Source organism: Neisseria benedictiae, assembly GCF_958267435.1.
GTDB lineage: Bacteria > Pseudomonadota > Gammaproteobacteria > Burkholderiales > Neisseriaceae > Neisseria > Neisseria bergeri.
In genome coordinates, this window is record NZ_CATQFV010000027.1 from 93,767 (window position 1) to 113,659 (window position 19,893).

Sequence of the window (19,893 nt, forward strand, 5' to 3'; positions counted from 1 at the left end):
CCGTTACGTCCGGTCAGGAATAAGGAATGGGGCAGTTGTTCAAACCTGCCCCGTTTGAACCCATAATATAGTGGATTAAACTTAAATCAGGACAAGGCGACGAAGCCGCAGACAGTACAAATAGTACGGCAAGGCGAGGCAACGCTGTACTGGTTTAAATTTAATCCACTATAAAAAATGCCGTCTGAACCTTGGCTTCAACGTTCAGACGGCATTTTTGTTTGGATTTATTTGAAAATATAGGTATCAGGCATATCGTCGAAACTGACAACCTTACCGCCTTTATCCTTTGCAAATTTTTCAGCCTGCTCCTTTTTGCCGAACGGCAGCGCGTCTTCCGCACCCATACCGCCGATAAAGCCGCTGTCAATTACATAAAAGGCTTTTTTCGCATCTATCCACTTCGTGTCGGCATTGGGATTTGTCCAATCGGTAACATTACCCATATCGGTAACGTAAATAACACGGATGCCTTTAGGCTCTTCAGGCAGTTTGGTATAGCCGAACATCTGCTTGATGGTGGAGAACCAAACTGGCTGGTCAGGTTTGCCGTTCATGAAAATCTGGGCTTTGGGGCCGTTGTGTTCGGTCAGATTCATACTGCAATAGTGTCCGACCGAACGATCGCTGATCTGCTGAGGTAAAGGAGGCGCCGCCTCTTCCGCCTGCTGGCAGGCACTTAAGGCGAAAACGGCAACAATTGCCGACAGGGTTTTTTTCATATTTGTCGCTTTCCAAAAATTCTGGCTGCCAAGATAAGCGGAATAATAACCCATAAAACCTGCGCGGTCAGCAAAACAGGAACCGTCAGGCTGATTTGTCCGCTCAAACCCGCCATACCCGCATACATAGCAGTATTTTCATAACCGGTCAGGTTGAGCAGGCGGTAGATGTCGGTGGGATTAAACAGAAGCACTGTTTCAACGACAGGCGCGGTAATAACCTGCTGAGAGTCGGCAACCAGAATACCCAGTAGTGCCATATCAAAGATGACGACGAAAAACAACCACACACCGATGGAAATACCGGCCGCCGTACCCCGTTCTTTGACTTTTGCACTGATTAAGTAGCCCATGGACAGAAAAGCCGCGCCGAGGATGACGCTGGCGGCAATCAACAATGCAAAGGGTTTCCAGGCGGCAATATCAAAGCTGCCGTTGGCAAGTTGCAGCGTAATGCCTGCCAATCCGTAGCCTGCCGTGGTGGCAAGGGCGAGGATGATGAGGTGTCCGACAAACTTGCCGGCAAGGATTTGGTTGCGCGAAATGGGATAACTCAACAGCAACGCCATCGTTCCGCGCTCGATTTCGCCGATCAGTGCGTCATAGGAAAGCAGCATCGCAATCAGCGGAATCAGGAAAATAGACAGGCTCGACAGGCTGACGACAGTAACGGTCAGCGGATCGACCTTGACCGAACCGGTGGGCGAGCTGCCGAGAAAACCCAAAGAAAGGGCGAGTGCGGCAAGCAGGAGGGCGGCGGCAAGCACCCAACGGTTGCGCAGGCTGTCGCGGACTTCTTTGCCGGTAATAATCCAAACGGGGTTCATACGTCCTCCCTTTTCAAGAACTGTGCGTACATTTCATCAAGCGTCGGCGTGTGGATGTCGAGATAGGCAAGGTCGGACAGGCTGCCCAGCTCGCCCAAAAGGTTCATACGCTCTTCCGCCTGACATTGCGCCCGGTAGGAAATGCCGTCTGAAAACGGCTGCCAGCGGCTGCTGAGGGTACGCGGTGCATTGAGGCGGATATTGACGGTCAGCGGCAGTCCGCTTTGGACGTGCAATTCGTCCATACTGCCATCGGCAACCTTAACGCCGTTTTTCATCACGATAATGCGGTCGGCGTGTCCGTCCAACTCGGCAAGGGCGTGGGTGCTGAGCAATACGGTCGCGCCGCGCCCGTTGAGTTCGCGCACGACTTCGTAAAACATTTGCCTTGATGCAGGGTCGAGGCCGGTTGTCGGTTCGTCAAACAGCAGGACTTTGGGCTCGCCCAGCAGGGCTTGTGCCAAGGCAAGGCGTTGGCGCATCCCTTTAGAATAAGTGCCGACGCGGCGGTGTGCCGCCTGTGAAATACCGACACGCTCAAGCAGCCCCCGGTTCTGCGTGAGCGGCTGTTTTTTAAGTTTGGCATAAAAATCCAGCGTTTCGATGCCGGTCAGCGAAGGGTGCAGCGCAACGGTTTCGGGCAGGTAGCCGATTTGGCTGCGAAGCCGTGCCCCCGCTTTGCTGCCGGTACGTTCGCCCAAAAGCATCACTTCGCCTTCGGTCGGGGTAATCAGCCCGAGTATCAGCTTCATAATGGTGGACTTGCCCGCGCCGTTGTGCCCGGCAAGCCCGACGCTTTCTCCTGCCTTCAAAACCAAATCGACTTGGTTGACGGCTTTTTGCGCCCCGAACCGTTTGGTGACATTCCTCAATTCGACATGATGTGTGGTCATGGTTGTTCCTTTTGTGTTTTCAGACGGCATTTGAATCCGGATGCCGTCTGAAGCAGACTAGTTCAAAGAACCGTTTTCCGCCCTGCCCCATTCCGACTGCCGCGTTTCGGCTTCTTTGAGCAGCTCGTCCTTCATCGCCTGATAACGGGTTTGAATTTTGGGGGCATAAGGCTTCATCAGCGGTTTGCTGTCCACCACGCCTCCGGGCAAAACGGCGGGAAATTGCGCCTGCGCCCATTTGACGATGCTGATTGCGGGACTGTTCATCAAGAGGCGCGATACAGGTGCGCGCCAGATGATTTGGTCGATAATGCCGTTGGGGCGGTACGCGCTGTCTCCGAAGCCGTCGCCGTTCAAATCGAACGCGCTGTTGTCGCTCCAATAGTTGCCGTGTCCGCCCTCGCTCCAGTCGAGAAAGCGCGTGCTGACGTATTTGACCTGGCTTTCGTTGTTGATAAAGGAATTGTCATGCAGGGACGTGCCTTCGATGGCGGCGGTAAAGTGTATGCCGATTTGGCAGTTTTCAAAATGATTGGCGGACAGTTTATCGTAGTTGGCATTGTAGGCAAAAACGCACTTGCCCGCTTTGTTGATAATGTTGTCGTGAATATCGGAATAGTTGACATAGTTGAGCATAATGCCCTGATCGCGGCTGCCGACGGCGATATTGTCAAACACTTTGAGCCGCTCGGAAAACATCAGCACATAGCCCATATTGTTGCCCACGGAAATATTGCCGCTAACTTCGCTGTCGTTGGTGTACATATAGTGGACGGCGAAACGCAAATCGCTGAAGCGGTTGTTTTTATAGGTGTTGTGCGTGCTGGTGTTGGAAAAAATACCGTCCCGCCCTTTGGAAATGTCGTTGCCGACGACCTGCGCGCCGGGCGCGTTCCAAACGGTAACACCATTGCCGCGCTCATTCACGCGCAAAGTCGCGTCGCCGACGATTTTATTTTTGCGTACCATCGCATCGGCAGAACCATGCAGATATACGCCGACCGAATTATCCAAAATATTGTTGTGTTCAATCAGGGCGCGCGGGGCGGTTTCTTCGAGATAAATACCGGCATCCATTGCTGGCAGGCTCATACCGGAACGGATAACGGTCAGGTTGCGGAGCGTTACGTCCGGCGCGTGTACGGCTATGGTACGGCCGCTCCTGTCCCCTTCGATGGTTGCGGAACGGTCGGCAGGCCCTTCAATCGTAATCGGTTTGTCGATATAAAGTTTGGTTTGATATACGCCGGAAGCCAGTTTGAGCGTATCGCCCGCCCGGGCGCGGGCAAAAATTTCGGCAAGGTTGTCTTGCGGGGAAACGTGGACGACGGCTGCCGATGCCGTCTGAAAAATACTGCCGCCGGCAAATATCAGCACGGCCTTCAGCCATGTACGGAGCGCGGATGTGTGCATGGTGTTCCTCTGTTTCGTTCGGTATGGCAAAACAAAATGAAGCATCATTCAAATGTGCCTGTTTTTATAGCGAAACCGCCTGAAACGGTACGGCAAGCGGTTTGGCTATAAATGCCGTCTGAAGACCTGTTGCCTTCAGACGGCATTCTCCATATTCAGCCGTCAGGTCGCATTATTTGGGATGAACAATCATCTGACCGGACATTTCCATATGCAATGCGTGGCAGAACCATTGGCAGTAGTACCAGTGCACGCCCGGACGGACGGCTTTGAAGGTTACGGAAGAAGTGGCTTGCGGGCCGATTTCCATAGCGATGCCGTAGCCTTCCAAAGTGAAGCCGTGGGTCAGGTCTTCGATGGTTTCGACGTTGGTAACGTAAACGGTTACTTCGTCGCCTTGGTTCACTTCAAACTGCGGAATGCTGAATGCAGGCGCAACGGCAGTCATGTACACGCGTACTTTGTTGCCTTCGCGTACGACTTTGGCGGCTTTTTCCAGCTCGACACCGTCTTTTTTCGCCTGTTCCAAAGCATCCTGCCAGAACCACGGGTCTTTGCGATCCCAAGTTTTGCCCGGGTTCAGTTTGGACGCGGCAACCAAACACAAGTCGTGCGGTTCGGCAAAAGTCGGGTTGTCGTGTACCAGACGCATTTCGTCGCCGGAGATGTCGATCAATTGGTCGCACTCGGGTTTCAACGGGCCGGCATTCAGGAAGCGGTCTTTGGAGAATTTGTTCAAAGACACCAGCCATTGGCCGTCGGCTTCCTTGGTTTCGCCCATAGTCGTATGGTTGTGGCCCGGTTGGTAGTGAACGTCGAGTTTTTGTTTGATCGGATCGACTTTGTCGCCTTTGTAGGCTTTGATTGCGTCGTCGATGTTCCATTTGACCATTTGGCTGTCGATAAACAATGTCGTATAAGCATTGCCGCGACCGTCAAATGCAGTGTGTAACGGGCCGAGACCCAGTTGCGGTTCGGCTACGACCACATCGCGCTCTTTGATTTTGCCTGCAAACAAATCGTCCAGTTTGCTGACATCCAATACGGTAACAGTTGGAGAAAGCTTACCGTTGAGCATGATGTATTTACCGTCAGGGCTTGCGTTACAGCCGTGAGGAGAGTTCGGCACGGGGATATAGCGCGTGTATTTGGATTTGGCTTCAGCGCGACCGTCCAGCATTTTCACACCGTTCACTTCTTTGAAGTCGCCTGCTTTAATACCTTCTTCAATAGCCTTCAGGTCGAAAACGACGCACCAGTCCTGCTCGTTGGAAGACGCACCTTGTACTGTCAGCGCGCGCTCGGAGTTGTAGCAGGTGGAGAAAGAATATTTGCCTTGGTAGTCGGCATCGCCGTTGTCCAAGTTGCCGTCAACCAATACTTGCCATGCGATTTCCATGGTTTCGCCGTCGATGGCGGTGTACACGGCATTCCAAGTTTTCGCATCATCCAGTTTGCCTACGCCGCTGACGGGGGTGATGTGTTCGCCGTTGGCAAAGACATAACCGGTTTTCGGATAACGTTGCGGACGCAGACCGTGAATACCCGAGGCATTGGGGATGTCGATGATTTTGTCGGCCTTCATCACATCCAAACGCACGCGGCAGACGCGGTTGTTTGCCTTGTCGTTGGCATAGGCATAGCGGCCGTCATAAGTTTGGTCGGTAAACGACAAGTGTGGGTGGTGCAAGTCGCCGTTGGGGTAGCAGCGCAGGCCGCTGTCTTTTAAGAATTTACGGGTTTCTTCAGTAATATTGCCGTTGAGGACTTTCAAGCTCTCATTGGTACGTCCCCAACCGGTCGCACTGTCCATATTGAACACGGGGATACGCATCAGTTCGCGCATGGAAGGCAGACCAATCAGGCGCATCTCGCCGGACTGACCGCCGGAAAGGAAGCCGTAATATTGGTCGAGTTCTCCCGGACCGACTTCGGAAGACAGTTGACCTGGTTTGGCTTCACCATGCTCCTTGGCGACAGGGGCGGCGCCAGAAGCAGCAGCCTGTTCGCCGTCTTTAGAGCAACCCGCCAAACCCAACAGGCCCGCACCGGCAATACCTGCACCGGAAGCGGCGGCCGTACCTAAGAATGAACGACGGCTTAAGCCGTTTTGTTCTAATTTTTCGTCTGACATACAACACTCCTTGGATAAAATACGGCAAACCGGTTTTCAGACGGCAAGCCGATGGGAAAAAAATTTTATTATCCTTCCGGGGAAACCCTGCCTGCCTGACACTTTGGCTTCAGGCTTTCCCCGGATGCTTATTTTTCAGGTTGCGCCGTTTCGGGTTTGACAAAATAGACGACCTGTTCCTGCGGCTGCTTGGAGACACTTTCCAATTCCCCTGATTTTGCAGCAGCCTGTTTTTGTTTTTTCTTATTTGCCGCCACAACTTGCGGACAGCGCGTATCGTGGTGGTACATGACTTGGCAATGCAGACACTGGATACATTCGTTCGGATGGATATCTCCCTCCGGGGCAATCGCTTGTACAGGGCATTCATGTGTACAAATTTGGCAGGGATTACCGCACATTTTATAACGTCTCAACCAATCAAACACGCGGAATCTGCCCGGCAGCGCGATGCCCGCACCCAAAGGACACAGATAACGGCAGAAGAAACGTTCGATAAACAGCCCCGCAACCAAAAGGGCGACGGCAAAGGCGACAAACCACCAATCGCGCATGAATTTCAAAATAATCGCGGTTTTAAAGGGTTCGACTTCGGCAAATTTTTCCGCCGTACCCAAATCATACAGCGAAATTGCCAAAAGCCCGAAGAAAATCAGGTATTTGATGACGCTCAAGCGGGTATGCAGCATATGCGGCACGGTAATCTGTTTCACACCCAGTTTTTTGGCAATCCGGTTAGTCAATTCCTGTAATGAGCCGAACGGACACAACCAACCGCAAAACGTTCCCCTGTTCCACAGCAGCATGGTTGCAGCCGTGAACAGCCACAGGATGAACACAATCGGATCCATCAGGAAAAACTCCCAATGAAATTCGGTAAGGATGGCGGAAAACAGCGTCAGCGTATTGACGACCGAAAGCTGTGCCTGCGCATACCAGCCGATATAGAAGAGCGTGAAGGTCAAAAAGGCAAGGCGGAAGCGGTCGTACCATTTTTCGTAACGCACAATCCAGTCTTGGAACAAAAACACCAGTAACAATATGGTCAGCGCAATGCCGACAACGACAATCTGCCCCTGTTTCGCTTTCCAAATCTGTTTCCATAATTGGTTGGATACACCGTTTTCAGCTGACGCATCTTCGGCAATGCCGTCTGAAGCGGTATCGGATGCCGCGGCAGGCACAGCTTCGACAGGCGCACTGATTTCTACGGGCGGCGCTTTGGGATCATCGACATAATAACCCTGAGGCAATTCGTAATCCAAATCGGCGGTAACGAAGGCTTTATCGTTCACACTCAAGACGCGCTGAACCATTAATTGCAGACGCCACGGCTCCGCACCGTCAAACTCTACGCCTTCAGGGATGGTAAACCAAGAAACTTCTTTAAAGCGCGGCGCACCGGCGGCAGACAGCGCGACGACGCGTTCGTGTTGGGCATCGGTAAAACGGAAGCTGTTCTCCCCCTGTATCATCTCGATACGGTCGAAAATACCGCCGCGCACATAGCCCGAACCTTTCCAAGAATAACGACCCTCCCCGGCAACCAAAACCGCCTGCTGCCCGGGTTTCAGCCGTTTTTGCAGATGCGCCCAGCCGTCCTCTCCCAGCAGGCTTTTACCGATGGAGGGCTGGCTGACCAAAGCAACATATAAATCGATAAAGGTATCGTCAGGATCGCCCTGTTCGGCGTGATCGGCCACGCCGGCCTTGCCGCCTTTCTCAAACAGTTTGTTGATTTGATCGAGCGTGATGTGCAGATGGCCGACAGCCTTTTGTTTCAAAAGTTCGTCCCAAGACAAAATATCCTGCTTGTCGGGATTTGCCATACGGCGCGGACGGGTTTTTACCGCAGGCGCGGCTTCCCGGACATCAGAAGCGGATGCCGTCTGAAGAGCCTTATCCGAACCCAAGCGGTATTGGTTGGCAATGACCTTGTACGAACGCTGGATACTGTCGTTAATCACCATCAGCGTAACAGTCGCACCGCTGATAATGTCGCCCGGCGCCACGCCCGGAGTCGGCGGATTTTTAATAAAGTTCAGACCGATATATTTGTCGATGAATTTATCGACACGCGATTGCGGGATACCGATCAGCATAATCGGTTCGTGATGATCGACCAGTTTCGCCCCGGCTATCGTGCCGTCGTTTGCCAACGCCATCAGCGTATCGATCGGTTTGCTCGAATAACCGCGCGTATTAACCACATCGGTTGTAATATAGACCAGACCGAGCTGCTCGTCGCCTTTGTAAACGCGGGCGACCATGGGCTTACCTTCCGGTTTGCCGTAACGGTCCGCCCCCGGAAAAATTTCCGAAGGCTGTATTTTCGCCAGAAAATCAGGCAGACGCTCCGCATAAGCGGGCAGTGCCGCCGTCAAAAAGACAAAAGCGGCAAAAAACGCCGTTATCCGCGCTCGAAACGCAGACATACGCCGGATTGAAAAACAGGACATAGCTATCCCCGATATACCGATACTCTTTAATATTGATATTATATGAATCATCTATCGGCGATTTTTTGATGCAAATCAAATTTACAAATCTTAAAACCAATCCGTATACGGGATAATACTTTGTAATTACATCGATATATAGTGGATTAACAAAAATCAGGACAAGGCGACGAAGCCGCAGACAGTACAAATAGTACGGAACCGATTCACTTAGTGCTTCAGTACCTTAGAGAATCGTTCTCTTTGAGCTAAGGCGAGGCAACGCCGTACTGGTTTTTGTTAATCCACTATAATGTGGGATTTCACGATGTTGTCAGACAGCACAAAAATATGCCGTCTGAAACCCCTTCAGACGGCATCCTTTTCCGGCGCACCGTTATTTGTCCAAATGATAAATCTGCGCGACGGCATGAACCAAATCTTTATCTTCTTCCCCCGCCTTATTCAAGGTTTGGGTCGGCGAATGCAGCAGCTTGTTGGTCAGTTGGACGGACAGCCGTTCCAAAACCTCTTCTGCCGTTGCGCCTTTGGCAAGCTGTTTCATCGCATTTTCCAACACCTGCTTGCGCGCTTTCTCGCCCTCGTCCCGCAAGGCTTTAATCAAGGGGACACTCTGCCTGCCCTGCTGCTGCCGGACAAATTCGGCAACCTTCTCGGACACCAGCGTTTCGGCGGCGGCGGCGGCCTTCTGCCTTGCCTCCTTGCCACTTTGGACGATATTGACCATATCGTCCACAGTATAAAGATAGGCATCATTCAAATCGCCGACTTCCGCTTCAATGTCACGCGGCACTGCCAAATCAAGCATGAACAACGGCATACTCTGCCTTTGTTTCAATGCACGCTCCACCATGCCTTTGCCGACAATGGGCAACTGGCTCGCCGTCGAAGAAACCACTACGTCGTAATCGTGCAGAATGGCAGGCAGATCGGACAGCAGACACGGTTCGGCGTTAACACCGAGCTTGTCGCACAACTCCTGGGCACGCGCCAACGTCCGGTTGGCAACCGTCATCAATCTGGGGTTTTTAGCAGCAAAATAAGTAGCAACCAACTCAATCATCTCACCCGCACCGATAAACAAGACATTCAAATCGCCGATGTCGGGGAAAATCTGCTCTGCCAACTTGACGGAAGCGGAAGCCATGGAAACCGAGTTTTCGCCGACGGCAGTATCGGTACGGACCTCTTTAGCAACAGAAAAGGTTTTTTGGAACAGGGCATTGAGTTTCTTACCCATACTTTCCTGCTCTTGAGCAACCCTGACCGCATCCTTAATCTGCCCTAAAATCTGCGGCTCGCCCAACACCATCGAATCCAAGCCGCAGGCGACGCGGAAAGCATGGCGCACAGTCTCCTGCATCCCCAAAGTATAAAGGTAGGGGCTGATTTCTTCTATGGGAAGGCTGTGATAGTCTGCGAGCCAACGGATGATTTCTTCCGAATCGCCGACACAGTAAAGCTCGGTGCGGTTGCAGGTAGAAAGGATTACCGCCTCCGTTGCCGCATTGCTTCGGGCAAGATTGCGGACGGCTTCGGGCAGGCAGGCAGCGGCAAACGCCAGCTTTTCCCGTATGCTTAAAGGTGCGGTTTGATGATTGAGTCCGACAGCGGTAAGTTGCATGAAAAAATCGGTAAAGATGAATATAGGCCGTTATTATAGCCTAACTGACATTGAAGACACAGACAAAAACTGCACTTCCAAACGCATCCTTGCCGTCTGAAAGTGCAGTTCCTTAAATAAGGCATCCTATTATCAGGATAGGAATTTAATCTACTTCGCCTGCGTATTGTTCGGCAGTCAAAAGACCGTCGTAGTCGGCAGGATTGGCAGGTTTGATTTTGAAGAACCAGCCTGCGCCGTAAGGGTCGCTGTTGGCAGTTTCAGGTGCACTGGGTAAGTCATCGTTGACGGCAACGACTTCGCCCGCAATCGGCGCGTACACGTCAGATGCGGCTTTTACAGACTCAACCACACCGGCTTGTTCTTCGGCGGCAAGGTTCGCGCCAACTTCAGGCAGCTCGACAAACACGATGTCGCCCAACAGCTCTTGCGCGTGGTGGGTAATGCCGACGGTGATGGTACCGTCTTCTTCAAGGCGCAGCCATTCATGGCTGGCAACGTATTTCAGTTCTGCTGGGATGTTGTTGCTCATGGTTTGATTCTCCATTGGTAGGGGGTTATTTTCAGACGGCATCTGCACAACTTAGCGTACGCAGATACCTCGTGCGATTAATTCTTCCAAGCGTCCGTAATGGACGGCAATCATATTGTTTTTATCTTGTTCCAATTCTTGCTTTTGGGCGGAAGGCAGTTTAGAGGATGCAGAATAATCCAAATATGCTTCGTTTATCTTGCGCTTGTTACTTGCCATTACGCCGCTTGCACGGAATACAACGATTTCTTGTTTGGACCTCATATTGTCTGCAACGGCAACCTTCAGGCCTTTGCTGCGGTAATCCGCACAAATACCGGTAACAGCCGATACCTTATCCACTTCAACTGTACCCGCATAACGGCTGAACGCAATCAGGGTAAATGATTTCGCTTGCGACAATGCTTCCAGGTCGGAAGCACGGCTTCTACCCTTATTATCTTGCACGGCAATACTCAAATCATCATTCATACGGACAATATCAAGAGCATATTCCCCGTCTATCACCACCTCGCCGACAATCTTTCCATTGCCGCCAACGATTTTCATAAATATTGCAGTATGGGATTTTCCTTCTGTATCGAAAAACATCAATCCGCGCTCGTCGGCAGACGAAGCGCAAGCCGATAACATCAATAACAACAATAAACTGCCAAAGTTTGCTTTCATAGGAAACAACAATTCCTAAAAACCTGCTTTCAGACGGCATATGAAATGAAAATGCCGTCTGAACCGATATTAATCAAACTGTTTTTGACCGTTGCGGACGAACGGCAGCTTCAGTACGCGTACATCCACTTCTTTGCCGCGCATCAGCACTTTGGCGGTATCGCCGTCAAAGTCTTTCGGTACGTGGGCGATAGCGATGGATTGTTTCAGGCTGGGCGAGAATACGCCGCTGGTGGTTTCGCCTTTGCCTTTGTCGGTCAACACTTCCATATGCGCGCGCAGGATGCCGCCTTTTTCGAGCAACAGGCCGACCTGTTTGACGGCAACGCCTTTTTCTTTCAATGCCAGCAAGGCGGCTTTGCCGACAAAATCGCGGCTTTCGTCTTTCAAATCAACCGTCCAACCCATGCCTGCTTCGAGCGGGCTGGTGTCGTCGTCCATATCGTTGCCGTAGAGGTTCATACCGGCTTCCATGCGCAGGGTATCGCGCGCGCCGAGGCCGCAGGGTTGTACGCCTGCTGCTTGCAGGGCTTTGAAGAATGCGACGGCTTCAGTGCCGGGCAGGATGACTTCGACGCCGTCTTCGCCGGTGTAGCCGGTGCGGGCGACAAACCAGTCGTTGCCCAAATCCGCGCCTTGGAACGGTTTGAGGTTGTGGACGACATCCGCCCATTCGGGTTTGACGGTCAGGAGTTTTTCAATGGCTTTAGGGCCTTGCACGGCAAGCATGCCGAGGTCGTAGCGCGGATTAAAGGCAACGCCGAACTCTTGTCCGACTTTATGGAACTGGGCGGTGTCTTTTTCGCGGGTCGCGCCGTTGGACACGATGCGGTATCGGGTTTCAGCTTCATTGGTGCGGTAAACGATCAAGTCGTCAATCACGCCGCCGTTGTCGTTGAGCAGCGCGGAATAAAGGGCTTTGCCGACAAAAGCGAGCTTGGCAACGTCGTTGGCAATCAGTTTGCGGAAAAAGGCTTTGGCGTTCACTCCGGCGACGTCGGTAACGAGCATATGGGATACGTCGAACATGCCTGCGTCGGTGCGCACGGCTTCGTGTTCGGCGATTTGTGAACCATAATGGATGGGCAGCTCCCAGCCGGCAAAATCGACCAGCTTCGCGCCTGCATCTTGATGGGCTTGATGAAATGGGGTGGTTTTCAGGGCAGTCATTCTCAAGTTTCTCCGGATTTTTTGTTCAGATGCCGCCCGCGCACCTGTGCGCGGAAGACCCTATCTGTCCTTGAACCTGAGATTTTCGGCCGTATCCGCTTGATGGCAAACCAGTCTGCTCACTGCTTTGCGCGGTTGTCTGAATGGTGGTTCAGACGGCCTTCTCCCCTTCGGTGGGCGTATCTTTGGGAAACGCCGCTCTCCAGATGTTTTATTTCAATGTGCAGTCCCTGTTGCCTGAGCGATTTAAGGGCATCTGCGCCTTCGGCGGCTACGCGTAATCGGGTGTAGCTCTCTCCTGCACATTTCCCGATTATGTCTTGAATCGGCGGTTTGGGCAAGCCGTCTTAAAGAGATGCAAACCGACCGCCTCTGTTTTCACATGATTTTCCGAAAACAAAATTTGTCCCGGATGACGGTATAACTTTTTATATGTTAATATGGTCTCCATCTACGCGGATTGCCGCAAACATACGGACAGACAATCCGAATTCCTTAAAACGGAACGCAAATATGCCCCAACTCACTTTAGACAAAACCGATATTAAAATCTTACAGGTTCTCCAGGAAAACGGCAGGCTGACCAATGTCGAACTGTCCGAACGTGTCGCACTTTCGCCTTCTCCGTGCCTGCGCCGTCTGAAGCAGTTGGAAGATGCCGGCATCGTCCGCCAATATGCCGCGCTGCTGTCTCCGGAATCTGTCAACTTGGGACTTCAGGCATTTATCCGCGTTTCCATCAGCAAAGCAAAAGACGCGCGGGAAGATTTTGCCGCATCGGTTCGAAAATGGCCGGAAGTTTTGAGCTGCTTCGCGCTGACGGGAGAGACCGACTACCTGCTTCAAGCATTTTTTACCGACATGAGCGCGTTCTCCCATTTCGTTCTTGACACTCTTTTATCCCACCACGGCGTACAGGATGCCCAATCAAGTTTCGTTTTAAAAGAAATCAAACATACCACATCCCTACCACTCAACCATCTGTTGTAGGAATAAGACCTTCCTCCCCATTTTCCCTACCGGCACGGCGGATAGAAACGGGCGGGATTCTTACAATACCTGTTTGTCTCCGATAAAGACCGGATTGGAAAATGATACGTTATCTATTGATTATTTGCGGCTGCATTTCCCTGCTGTTGGGTATCATCGGCATTTTTTTGCCGCTGTTGCCGACCACGCCGTTCGTACTGCTCTCCGCCGCCTGCTGGGCAAAGGCATCCCCGCGTTTTCACCGCTGGCTGCACCGGCACCGCTATTTCGGTCCGATGGTTCATAACTGGGAACAAAACGGCGCAGTGCCGCGCAAAGCCAAGATTTTCGCCATCAGTATGATGACCGCATCCTGTCTGATGATGTTTTGGCAGTTTCCCCAACGCTGGTGGGTCGGGGCGGTTTCATCGGTTTTTTGTTCCCTTGTCGCCATATGGATGTGGCGCAGGCCCGAATCTTGAATGCCGTCTGAAAGGGATAAGGGCAAACAAACGGGTGGGGCAAACCTGTTTCATTGCAAATATATGTTAAAATAAATTCATTTTTCGTTTTCGATAGATTATTTATTAAAGACATATATTTATTTGTTTTAAATAAAATTATTTATCAAAAAGAACATATATTCCCAAGCACGGCAATCCGCCTTCCCGCCGCCTTCCGGTTTGGGAAACTGGTTTATCCTGATTATTTACTTTACAATCAATCGGAAAACTTTTTTCAAAAACAAACAGGCAGCACAGTCCGCCTATGTCCGGGCGGCACGAAGCCTGTATCACTCCCGCGCGCCGCGCAAGGCAGCGCTTGAATCGAGGAAACACGATGCGCCACCTACCCCTGTTTTCACTAATGCTTTTCCCGGCATCGGTTTACGCCGCAGATTTGGACGGCGCAAACCTAAACCTGCTGTGGGGTCTGCCCTTTGCCCTGATTTTGCTGTCTATCGCATTGGGTCCCTTGTTTTTTTCGCATACCTGGCATCACCATTACGGCAAAATCACCGCCTTTTGGACATTGCTGTTCCTCATCCCGTTCAGTTTGGTTTTTGGCGCGTCCGCCGGTATCCATACCGTCGCACACGCACTCGTTGAAGAATACATCCCCTTCATCCTGCTGCTACTTGCCCTGTACACCATTTCAGGCGGCATTTTGGTTTGGGGCGACTTGAACGGCACACCCAAGCTCAACACCGCCCTGCTTGCCGTCGGCACGGCACTGGCTTCAATTATGGGTACGACCGGCGCGGCAATGCTGATGATCCGCCCTTTGCTGAAAGCCAACCAAAACCGTGTCCACCGCGTGCACATCGTCATCTTCTTCATTTTCTTGGTTGCAAACATCGGCGGCGGCCTGACCCCTTTGGGCGACCCCCCACTCTTCCTCGGCTTCCTCAAAGGCGTAGATTTCATGTGGACGGTCAAGCATATGCTTGCCCCTGTCCTGATCAGCACCGCTGTCCTGTTGACCGCCTTCTATTTCATCGACAACCGTTTCTTCAAACAGGAAAGCATTGCACAAGATACTCCGGCACAACAGGAAAAACCCGAAAAAATCGCCATCTTCGGCAAATGGAACTTCCTCCTGCTGGTGGGCGTGGTTAGCGCGGTTCTAATGTCCGGCCTTTGGAAACCCGAACACCCGGGATTTGAAATCCTCGGCAGCCGTTACGCCCTGCAAAACCTCGTCCGCGATGTCATCCTGATTGCATTGACCGCCGTATCTATGGCAATCACGCCCAAACAAGTCCGCGCAGGCAACGAATTCAACTTTGAACCCATCGCCGAAGTGGGTAAACTCTTCCTCGGCATCTTCATCACCATCTTCCCCGTCCTGAGCATTCTGAAAGCAGGCGAGGCAGGCGCGCTGGGTGGGGTGGTATCGCTGGTTCACGATACGGCAGGTCATCCGATTAATACGATGTATTTTTGGATGAGCGGCATATTGTCGGCATTCTTGGATAACGCGCCCACTTATCTCGTGTTTTTCAATATGGCGGGCGGCGATGCCCAAGCCTTGATGACGGGGCCCCTGTTCCATACCCTGCTGGCGGTTTCTATGGGTTCGGTATTTATGGGCGCACTGACCTATATCGGCAACGCGCCGAACTTCATGGTCAAAGCCATTGCCGAACAGCGCGGCGTACCAATGCCGACTTTCTTCGGCTATATGATGTGGTCGGTCGCCTTCCTGATACCCGTCTTCATCGTACATACCCTTATCTTTTTCGTTTTCAAACTGCTGTAAACGCTATGCCGTCTGAACATTCAGACGGCATTTTAAATTTCAGCATAATCAAATCGATATTTTCCCCTTCCGACAATTAAAAACGGCTTCCGCAAGGAAAAAAGCGGCGAATCTGACAAACAGGTACAATTCCTGATAAAATCTAACACTTTGCTACATTAATTTATTCAATGCTTTTGATGCCTCGCGACACCGTATCAAAACACGCCGTTTTTACCTTAACCATCACAAGTAATGCAAATCTATGATTAGAATCAAAAAAGGTCTAAACCTGCCCATCGCGGGCAGACCGGAGCAAGTCATTTATGACGGCCCGGCCATTACCGAAGTCGCGTTGCTTGGCGAAGAATATGTCGGCATGCGCCCCTCGATGAAAATCAAGGAAGGCGAAGCCGTCAAAAAAGGCCAAGTGCTGTTTGAAGACAAAAAGAATCCGGGCGTAGTATTTACTGCTCCGGCTTCAGGCAAAATCGCCGCCATCCATCGTGGCGAAAAGCGCGTACTTCAGTCAGTCGTGATTGCCGTTGAAGGCAACGACGAAATCGAGTTCGATCGCTACGCACCTGAAGCGCTGGCAAACTTGAGCGGCGAAGAAGTGCGCCGCAATCTGATTCAATCCGGTTTGTGGACCGCGCTGCGCACCCGTCCGTTCAGCAAAATTCCCGCCGTCGATGCCGAGCCGTCCGCCATCTTCGTCAATGCGATGGACACCAATCCGCTGGCTGCCGATCCTACGGTTATCATCAAAGAAGCCGCCGAAGACTTCAAACGCGGTCTGTTGGTATTAAGCCGCCTGACCGAACGTAAAATCCATGTGTGTAAAGCAGCAGGCGCAGACGTGCCGTCTGAAAACGCTGCCAACATCGAAATACATGAATTTGGCGGCCCGCATCCTGCCGGTTTGAGCGGCACGCACATTCATTTCATCGAGCCGGTCGGTGCAAACAAAACCGTTTGGACCATCAATTATCAAGATGTAATTGCCATTGGCCGTTTGTTTGCAACAGGCCGTCTGAACACCGGGCGCGTAATTGCCTTGGGTGGTTCTCAAGTCAACAAACCGCGCCTCTTGCGTACCGTTTTGGGTGCGAAAGTATCGCAAATTACTGCGGGCGAATTGGTTGATGCAGAAAACCGCGTGATTTCCGGTTCGGTATTGAACGGCGCGATTGCACAAGGCGCGCACGATTACCTCGGCCGCTACCACAATCAGATTTCCGTTATCGAAGAAGGCCGCAGCAAAGAGCTGTTCGGCTGGGTTGCGCCGCAGCCGGACAAATACTCGATTACGCGTACGACCCTCGGTCATTTCCTGAAAAACAAACTCTTCAAATTCACGACAGCCGTCAACGGCGGCGACCGCGCCATGGTTCCCATCGGCACTTACGAGCGCGTGATGCCCTTGGATATCCTGCCTACCCTGCTTTTGCGCGATTTAATCGTCGGCGATACCGACAGCGCGCAGGCTTTGGGTTGCTTGGAATTGGACGAAGAAGACCTCGCTTTGTGCAGCTTCGTCTGCCCGGGCAAATACGAATACGGCCCGCTGTTGCGCAAGGTGCTGGAAACCATTGAGAAGGAAGGCTGATTATGGGCTTGAAACATTTTCTTGAAAAAATCGAACCGCACTTCCTGCCGGGCGGCAAACATGAAAAATGGTATGCCCTCTACGAAGCTGCGGCGACGATTTTCTATACATCCGGCGCGGTAACGCGCAAAGCGGCCCACGTCCGCGACGCGCTCGACTCCAAACGCATGATGATTTTGGTGTGGCTGGCTTTGTTCCCTGCCATGTTCTACGGTATGTACAACGTCGGCGTACAGGCATTCGGTGCGTTAACGCCCGATTTGCTGCAACAAAGCATCGCCAACGACTGGCATTACGCCCTTGCCAACGCTTTGGGCATCAATATGTCGTCTGAAGCGGGCGTGTCGGGCAAAATGCTGTTCGGCGCGATTTACTTCCTGCCGATTTACGCAACCGTATTTATCGTCGGCGGTTTTTGGGAAGTCTTGTTCGCCACCGTGCGCAAACATGAAATCAACGAAGGTTTCTTCGTGACTTCGATTCTGTTTGCCTTAATCGTTCCGCCTACGCTGCCTTTGTGGCAGGCGGCTTTGGGCATTACCTTCGGCGTGGTGGTTGCAAAAGAGGTATTCGGCGGTACGGGTAAAAACTTTATGAACCCTGCGCTGGCAGGCCGCGCCTTCCTGTTCTTCGCCTACCCTGCCAACTTGAGCGGCGATGCGGTTTGGACGGCGGTTGACGGTTATTCCGGCGCAACCGCGCTGGCGCAATGGGCGGCACACGGTGCAGACGGTCTGAAAAACGCCGTAACCGGTCAAACCATCACTTGGATGGATGCGTTTATCGGTAACGTACCCGGCTCCATCGGCGAAGTATCCACTTTGGCACTCTTAATCGGCGGCGCATTTATCGTGTTTGCCCGCATCGCTTCTTGGCGCATTATTACCGGCGTGATGATCGGTATGATTGCGATGTCTTCGCTGTTTAATGTCATCGGTTCGGACACCAACGCTATGTTTGCTATGCCTTGGTACTGGCATCTGGTCGTCGGCGGCTTCGCCATCGGTATGCTGTTTATGGCGACCGACCCTGTTTCCGCTTCCTTTACCAATGTCGGCAAATGGTGGTACGGCGCGCTGATCGGCGTGATGTGCGTATTGATCCGCGTGGTCAACCCTGCTTACCCCGAAGGCATGATGTTGGCGATTCTGTTTGCCAACCTGTTTGCCCCGATTTTCGACTATTTCGTCGCACAAGCGAACATCAAACGCAGAAAGGCGCGCAGCAATGGCTAAGAAATTCGATAAAGACAGCTTCAGCGGCACGCTGATTGTCGTGTTGGCGGTCAGCCTGATTTGCTCGGTCATCGTTGCCGGTGCGGTTGTCGGCTTGAAACCCATCCAAGAAAAACAAAAACTCCAAGACAAACAAGGCTATATCTTGAGCGTAGCCGGTTTGATGGATAAAAATACCGACATCAGCAAAACCTTTGCCGAGCGTATCGAGCAACGCGTGGTCGATTTGGCGACCGGCGAATATGTGAAAGACGCGCCAAAAGACTTCAGCGCGCGCATCGCAGGCAAAGACCCCGCGCAAAGCATCCGAATCAAACCCGAAGACGATTTGGCAGGCATCAAAAGCCGTGCCAAATACACCGAAGTTTACTTGGTAAAAGGCGAAGACGGCAAAATCGGGCAAATCATCCTGCCGATGCACGGCAACGGTTTGTGGTCTGTTATGTACGGCTTTGTCGCCATCCAACCCGACGGCAACACCATCAACGGCATCACCTACTACGAACAAGGCGAAACCCCGGGCTTGGGCGGCGAAATCGGCAATCCGTTGTGGCAGCAAAAATTCGTCGGCAAAAAACTGTTTGACGGACAAGGCAAACTCGCCCTGCACGTCGGCAAAGGCGCGGGTTCGGACAAAGAACACGGCGTAGATGCCCTCTCCGGCGCGTCGCTGACATCCAAAGGCGTGCAAGGTTCGTTCGCCTACTGGTTCGGCGAAAACGGCTATATCCCCTATCTGAACAAATTGAAATCAGCAGGAGCGCAATAATGGCTGATATGAAACGCTTGAAACACTTAATGTTTTCACCCTTTATCGACAACAACCCGATTGCCTTGCAGGTTTTGGGTATTTGTTCGGCTTTGGCGGTTACCACCAAACTTCAGACGGCCATCGTGATGGGTATTTCCGTAGCTTTGGTAACCGGTTTTTCCAGCTTCTTCATTTCGCTGGTACGCAACTACATCCCCAACAGCATCCGCATCATCGTGCAAATGGCGATTATCGCGTCGCTGGTTACGCTGGTCGACCAACTGCTCCAAGCCTTTGCCTATGAGTTGTCCAAACAGCTTTCCGTATTCGTCGGCCTGATTATTACCAACTGTATCGTGATGGGCCGCGCCGAAGCATTTGCGATGAAAGAGCCGCCGCTGGAAAGCCTGATCGACGGCATCGGCAACGGCGCGGGCTACGGGATGATGCTGCTTGTCGTCGCCACCGTCCGCGAACTGATTGGCTCGGGCAAACTCTTGGGCTACACCGTTTTCCAAACCGTGCAGGACGGCGGCTGGTATCAGACCAACGGCCTCTTCCTGCTCGCCCCCAGCGCGTTCTTCATCATCGGCTTTTTGATTTGGGGACTGCGTACCTGGAAGCCCGAACAGGCGGAGGAATAAG

Annotated in this window: 17 protein-coding genes and 1 riboswitch; of the genes, 7 read left to right on the plus strand and 10 right to left on the minus strand. The window is 52.2% G+C overall.

The genetic code is table 11. The features are described from left to right. Nucleotides 1–227: 227 nt before the first annotated feature. The 10 genes from Q3O12_RS02670 to gcvT all read right to left on the minus strand — a co-directional run bounded on the left by Q3O12_RS02670 (nt 228) and on the right by gcvT (nt 12,443). Entirely contained in the window at nt 228–722 is a 495-nt protein-coding gene (locus Q3O12_RS02670; protein ID WP_301669207.1) for a nitrous oxide reductase accessory protein NosL, read from the minus strand. After that, nucleotides 719–1,549, minus strand: coding sequence for an ABC transporter permease (locus Q3O12_RS02675; RefSeq protein WP_301669208.1), 831 nt, complete (start codon nt 1,547–1,549; stop codon nt 719–721). The genes Q3O12_RS02670 and Q3O12_RS02675 overlap by 4 nt, the downstream gene beginning before the upstream one ends. Further along, nucleotides 1,546–2,442 (minus strand): ABC transporter ATP-binding protein, encoded by an 897-nt coding sequence (locus Q3O12_RS02680; protein ID WP_301669209.1) that lies wholly within the window; start codon nt 2,440–2,442, stop codon nt 1,546–1,548. The genes Q3O12_RS02675 and Q3O12_RS02680 overlap by 4 nt, the downstream gene beginning before the upstream one ends. Nucleotides 2,443–2,499: 57 nt before the next feature. Next, nucleotides 2,500–3,855: a nitrous oxide reductase family maturation protein NosD gene (locus Q3O12_RS02685; protein WP_301669210.1), complete on the minus strand. Its 1,356-nt coding sequence runs from the start codon at nt 3,853–3,855 to the stop codon at nt 2,500–2,502. A 172-nt stretch (nt 3,856–4,027) separates the two neighbouring features. After that, entirely contained in the window at nt 4,028–5,989 is a 1,962-nt protein-coding gene (nosZ, locus tag Q3O12_RS02690) for a TAT-dependent nitrous-oxide reductase (protein WP_301669211.1), read from the minus strand. A 128-nt stretch (nt 5,990–6,117) separates the two neighbouring features. Next, complete coding sequence (locus Q3O12_RS02695) at nt 6,118–8,424, minus strand: NosR/NirI family protein (protein ID WP_301669212.1); 2,307 nt, start codon at nt 8,422–8,424, stop codon at nt 6,118–6,120. 400 nt (nt 8,425–8,824) lie between these two features. Next, entirely contained in the window at nt 8,825–10,072 is a 1,248-nt protein-coding gene (gene hemA, locus Q3O12_RS02700) for a glutamyl-tRNA reductase (RefSeq protein WP_002241216.1), read from the minus strand. Between the two features lie 145 nt (nt 10,073–10,217). Further along, on the minus strand, nt 10,218–10,604 hold the full coding sequence (gcvH, locus tag Q3O12_RS02705) for a glycine cleavage system protein GcvH (RefSeq protein ID WP_002236767.1): 387 nt from the start codon (nt 10,602–10,604) through the stop codon (nt 10,218–10,220). A 51-nt stretch (nt 10,605–10,655) separates the two neighbouring features. Then, nucleotides 10,656–11,273 (minus strand): hypothetical protein, encoded by a 618-nt coding sequence (locus tag Q3O12_RS02710; RefSeq protein ID WP_301669332.1) that lies wholly within the window; start codon nt 11,271–11,273, stop codon nt 10,656–10,658. 69 nt (nt 11,274–11,342) lie between these two features. Then, nucleotides 11,343–12,443, minus strand: coding sequence for a glycine cleavage system aminomethyltransferase GcvT (gene gcvT, locus Q3O12_RS02715; protein WP_301669213.1), 1,101 nt, complete (start codon nt 12,441–12,443; stop codon nt 11,343–11,345). Nucleotides 12,444–12,657: 214 nt separating this feature from the next. Further along, nucleotides 12,658–12,754, minus strand: a riboswitch (glycine riboswitch). Between the two features lie 202 nt (nt 12,755–12,956). Between gcvT and Q3O12_RS02720 the strand changes: the two genes are divergently transcribed. The 7 genes from Q3O12_RS02720 to Q3O12_RS02750 all read left to right on the plus strand — a co-directional run bounded on the left by Q3O12_RS02720 (nt 12,957) and on the right by Q3O12_RS02750 (nt 19,892). Further along, nucleotides 12,957–13,433 carry an Lrp/AsnC family transcriptional regulator gene (locus Q3O12_RS02720; protein WP_003753890.1) on the plus strand — a complete coding sequence of 159 codons (477 nt, stop codon included), beginning with the start codon at nt 12,957–12,959 and terminating at the stop codon, nt 13,431–13,433. A 101-nt stretch (nt 13,434–13,534) separates the two neighbouring features. Next, nucleotides 13,535–13,894 carry a YbaN family protein gene (locus Q3O12_RS02725; RefSeq protein WP_003753889.1) on the plus strand — a complete coding sequence of 120 codons (360 nt, stop codon included), beginning with the start codon at nt 13,535–13,537 and terminating at the stop codon, nt 13,892–13,894. 358 nt (nt 13,895–14,252) lie between these two features. Next, complete coding sequence (locus tag Q3O12_RS02730; protein WP_301669214.1) at nt 14,253–15,674, plus strand: sodium:proton antiporter; 1,422 nt, start codon at nt 14,253–14,255, stop codon at nt 15,672–15,674. 244 nt (nt 15,675–15,918) lie between these two features. Next, nucleotides 15,919–17,262: a Na(+)-translocating NADH-quinone reductase subunit A gene (locus tag Q3O12_RS02735; RefSeq protein WP_301669215.1), complete on the plus strand. Its 1,344-nt coding sequence runs from the start codon at nt 15,919–15,921 to the stop codon at nt 17,260–17,262. A gap of 2 nt (nt 17,263–17,264) precedes the next feature. Then, nucleotides 17,265–18,497, plus strand: coding sequence for an NADH:ubiquinone reductase (Na(+)-transporting) subunit B (locus tag Q3O12_RS02740; protein WP_301669216.1), 1,233 nt, complete (start codon nt 17,265–17,267; stop codon nt 18,495–18,497). Beyond that, nucleotides 18,490–19,266, plus strand: a complete 777-nt coding sequence (locus Q3O12_RS02745; RefSeq protein WP_003753877.1) for a Na(+)-translocating NADH-quinone reductase subunit C — start codon at nt 18,490–18,492, stop codon at nt 19,264–19,266. Before Q3O12_RS02740 ends, Q3O12_RS02745 begins: the two co-directional genes overlap by 8 nt. Next, nucleotides 19,266–19,892 carry an NADH:ubiquinone reductase (Na(+)-transporting) subunit D gene (locus Q3O12_RS02750; protein ID WP_002214361.1) on the plus strand — a complete coding sequence of 209 codons (627 nt, stop codon included), beginning with the start codon at nt 19,266–19,268 and terminating at the stop codon, nt 19,890–19,892. The genes Q3O12_RS02745 and Q3O12_RS02750 overlap by 1 nt, the downstream gene beginning before the upstream one ends. Nucleotide 19,893 lies beyond the last annotated feature (1 nt).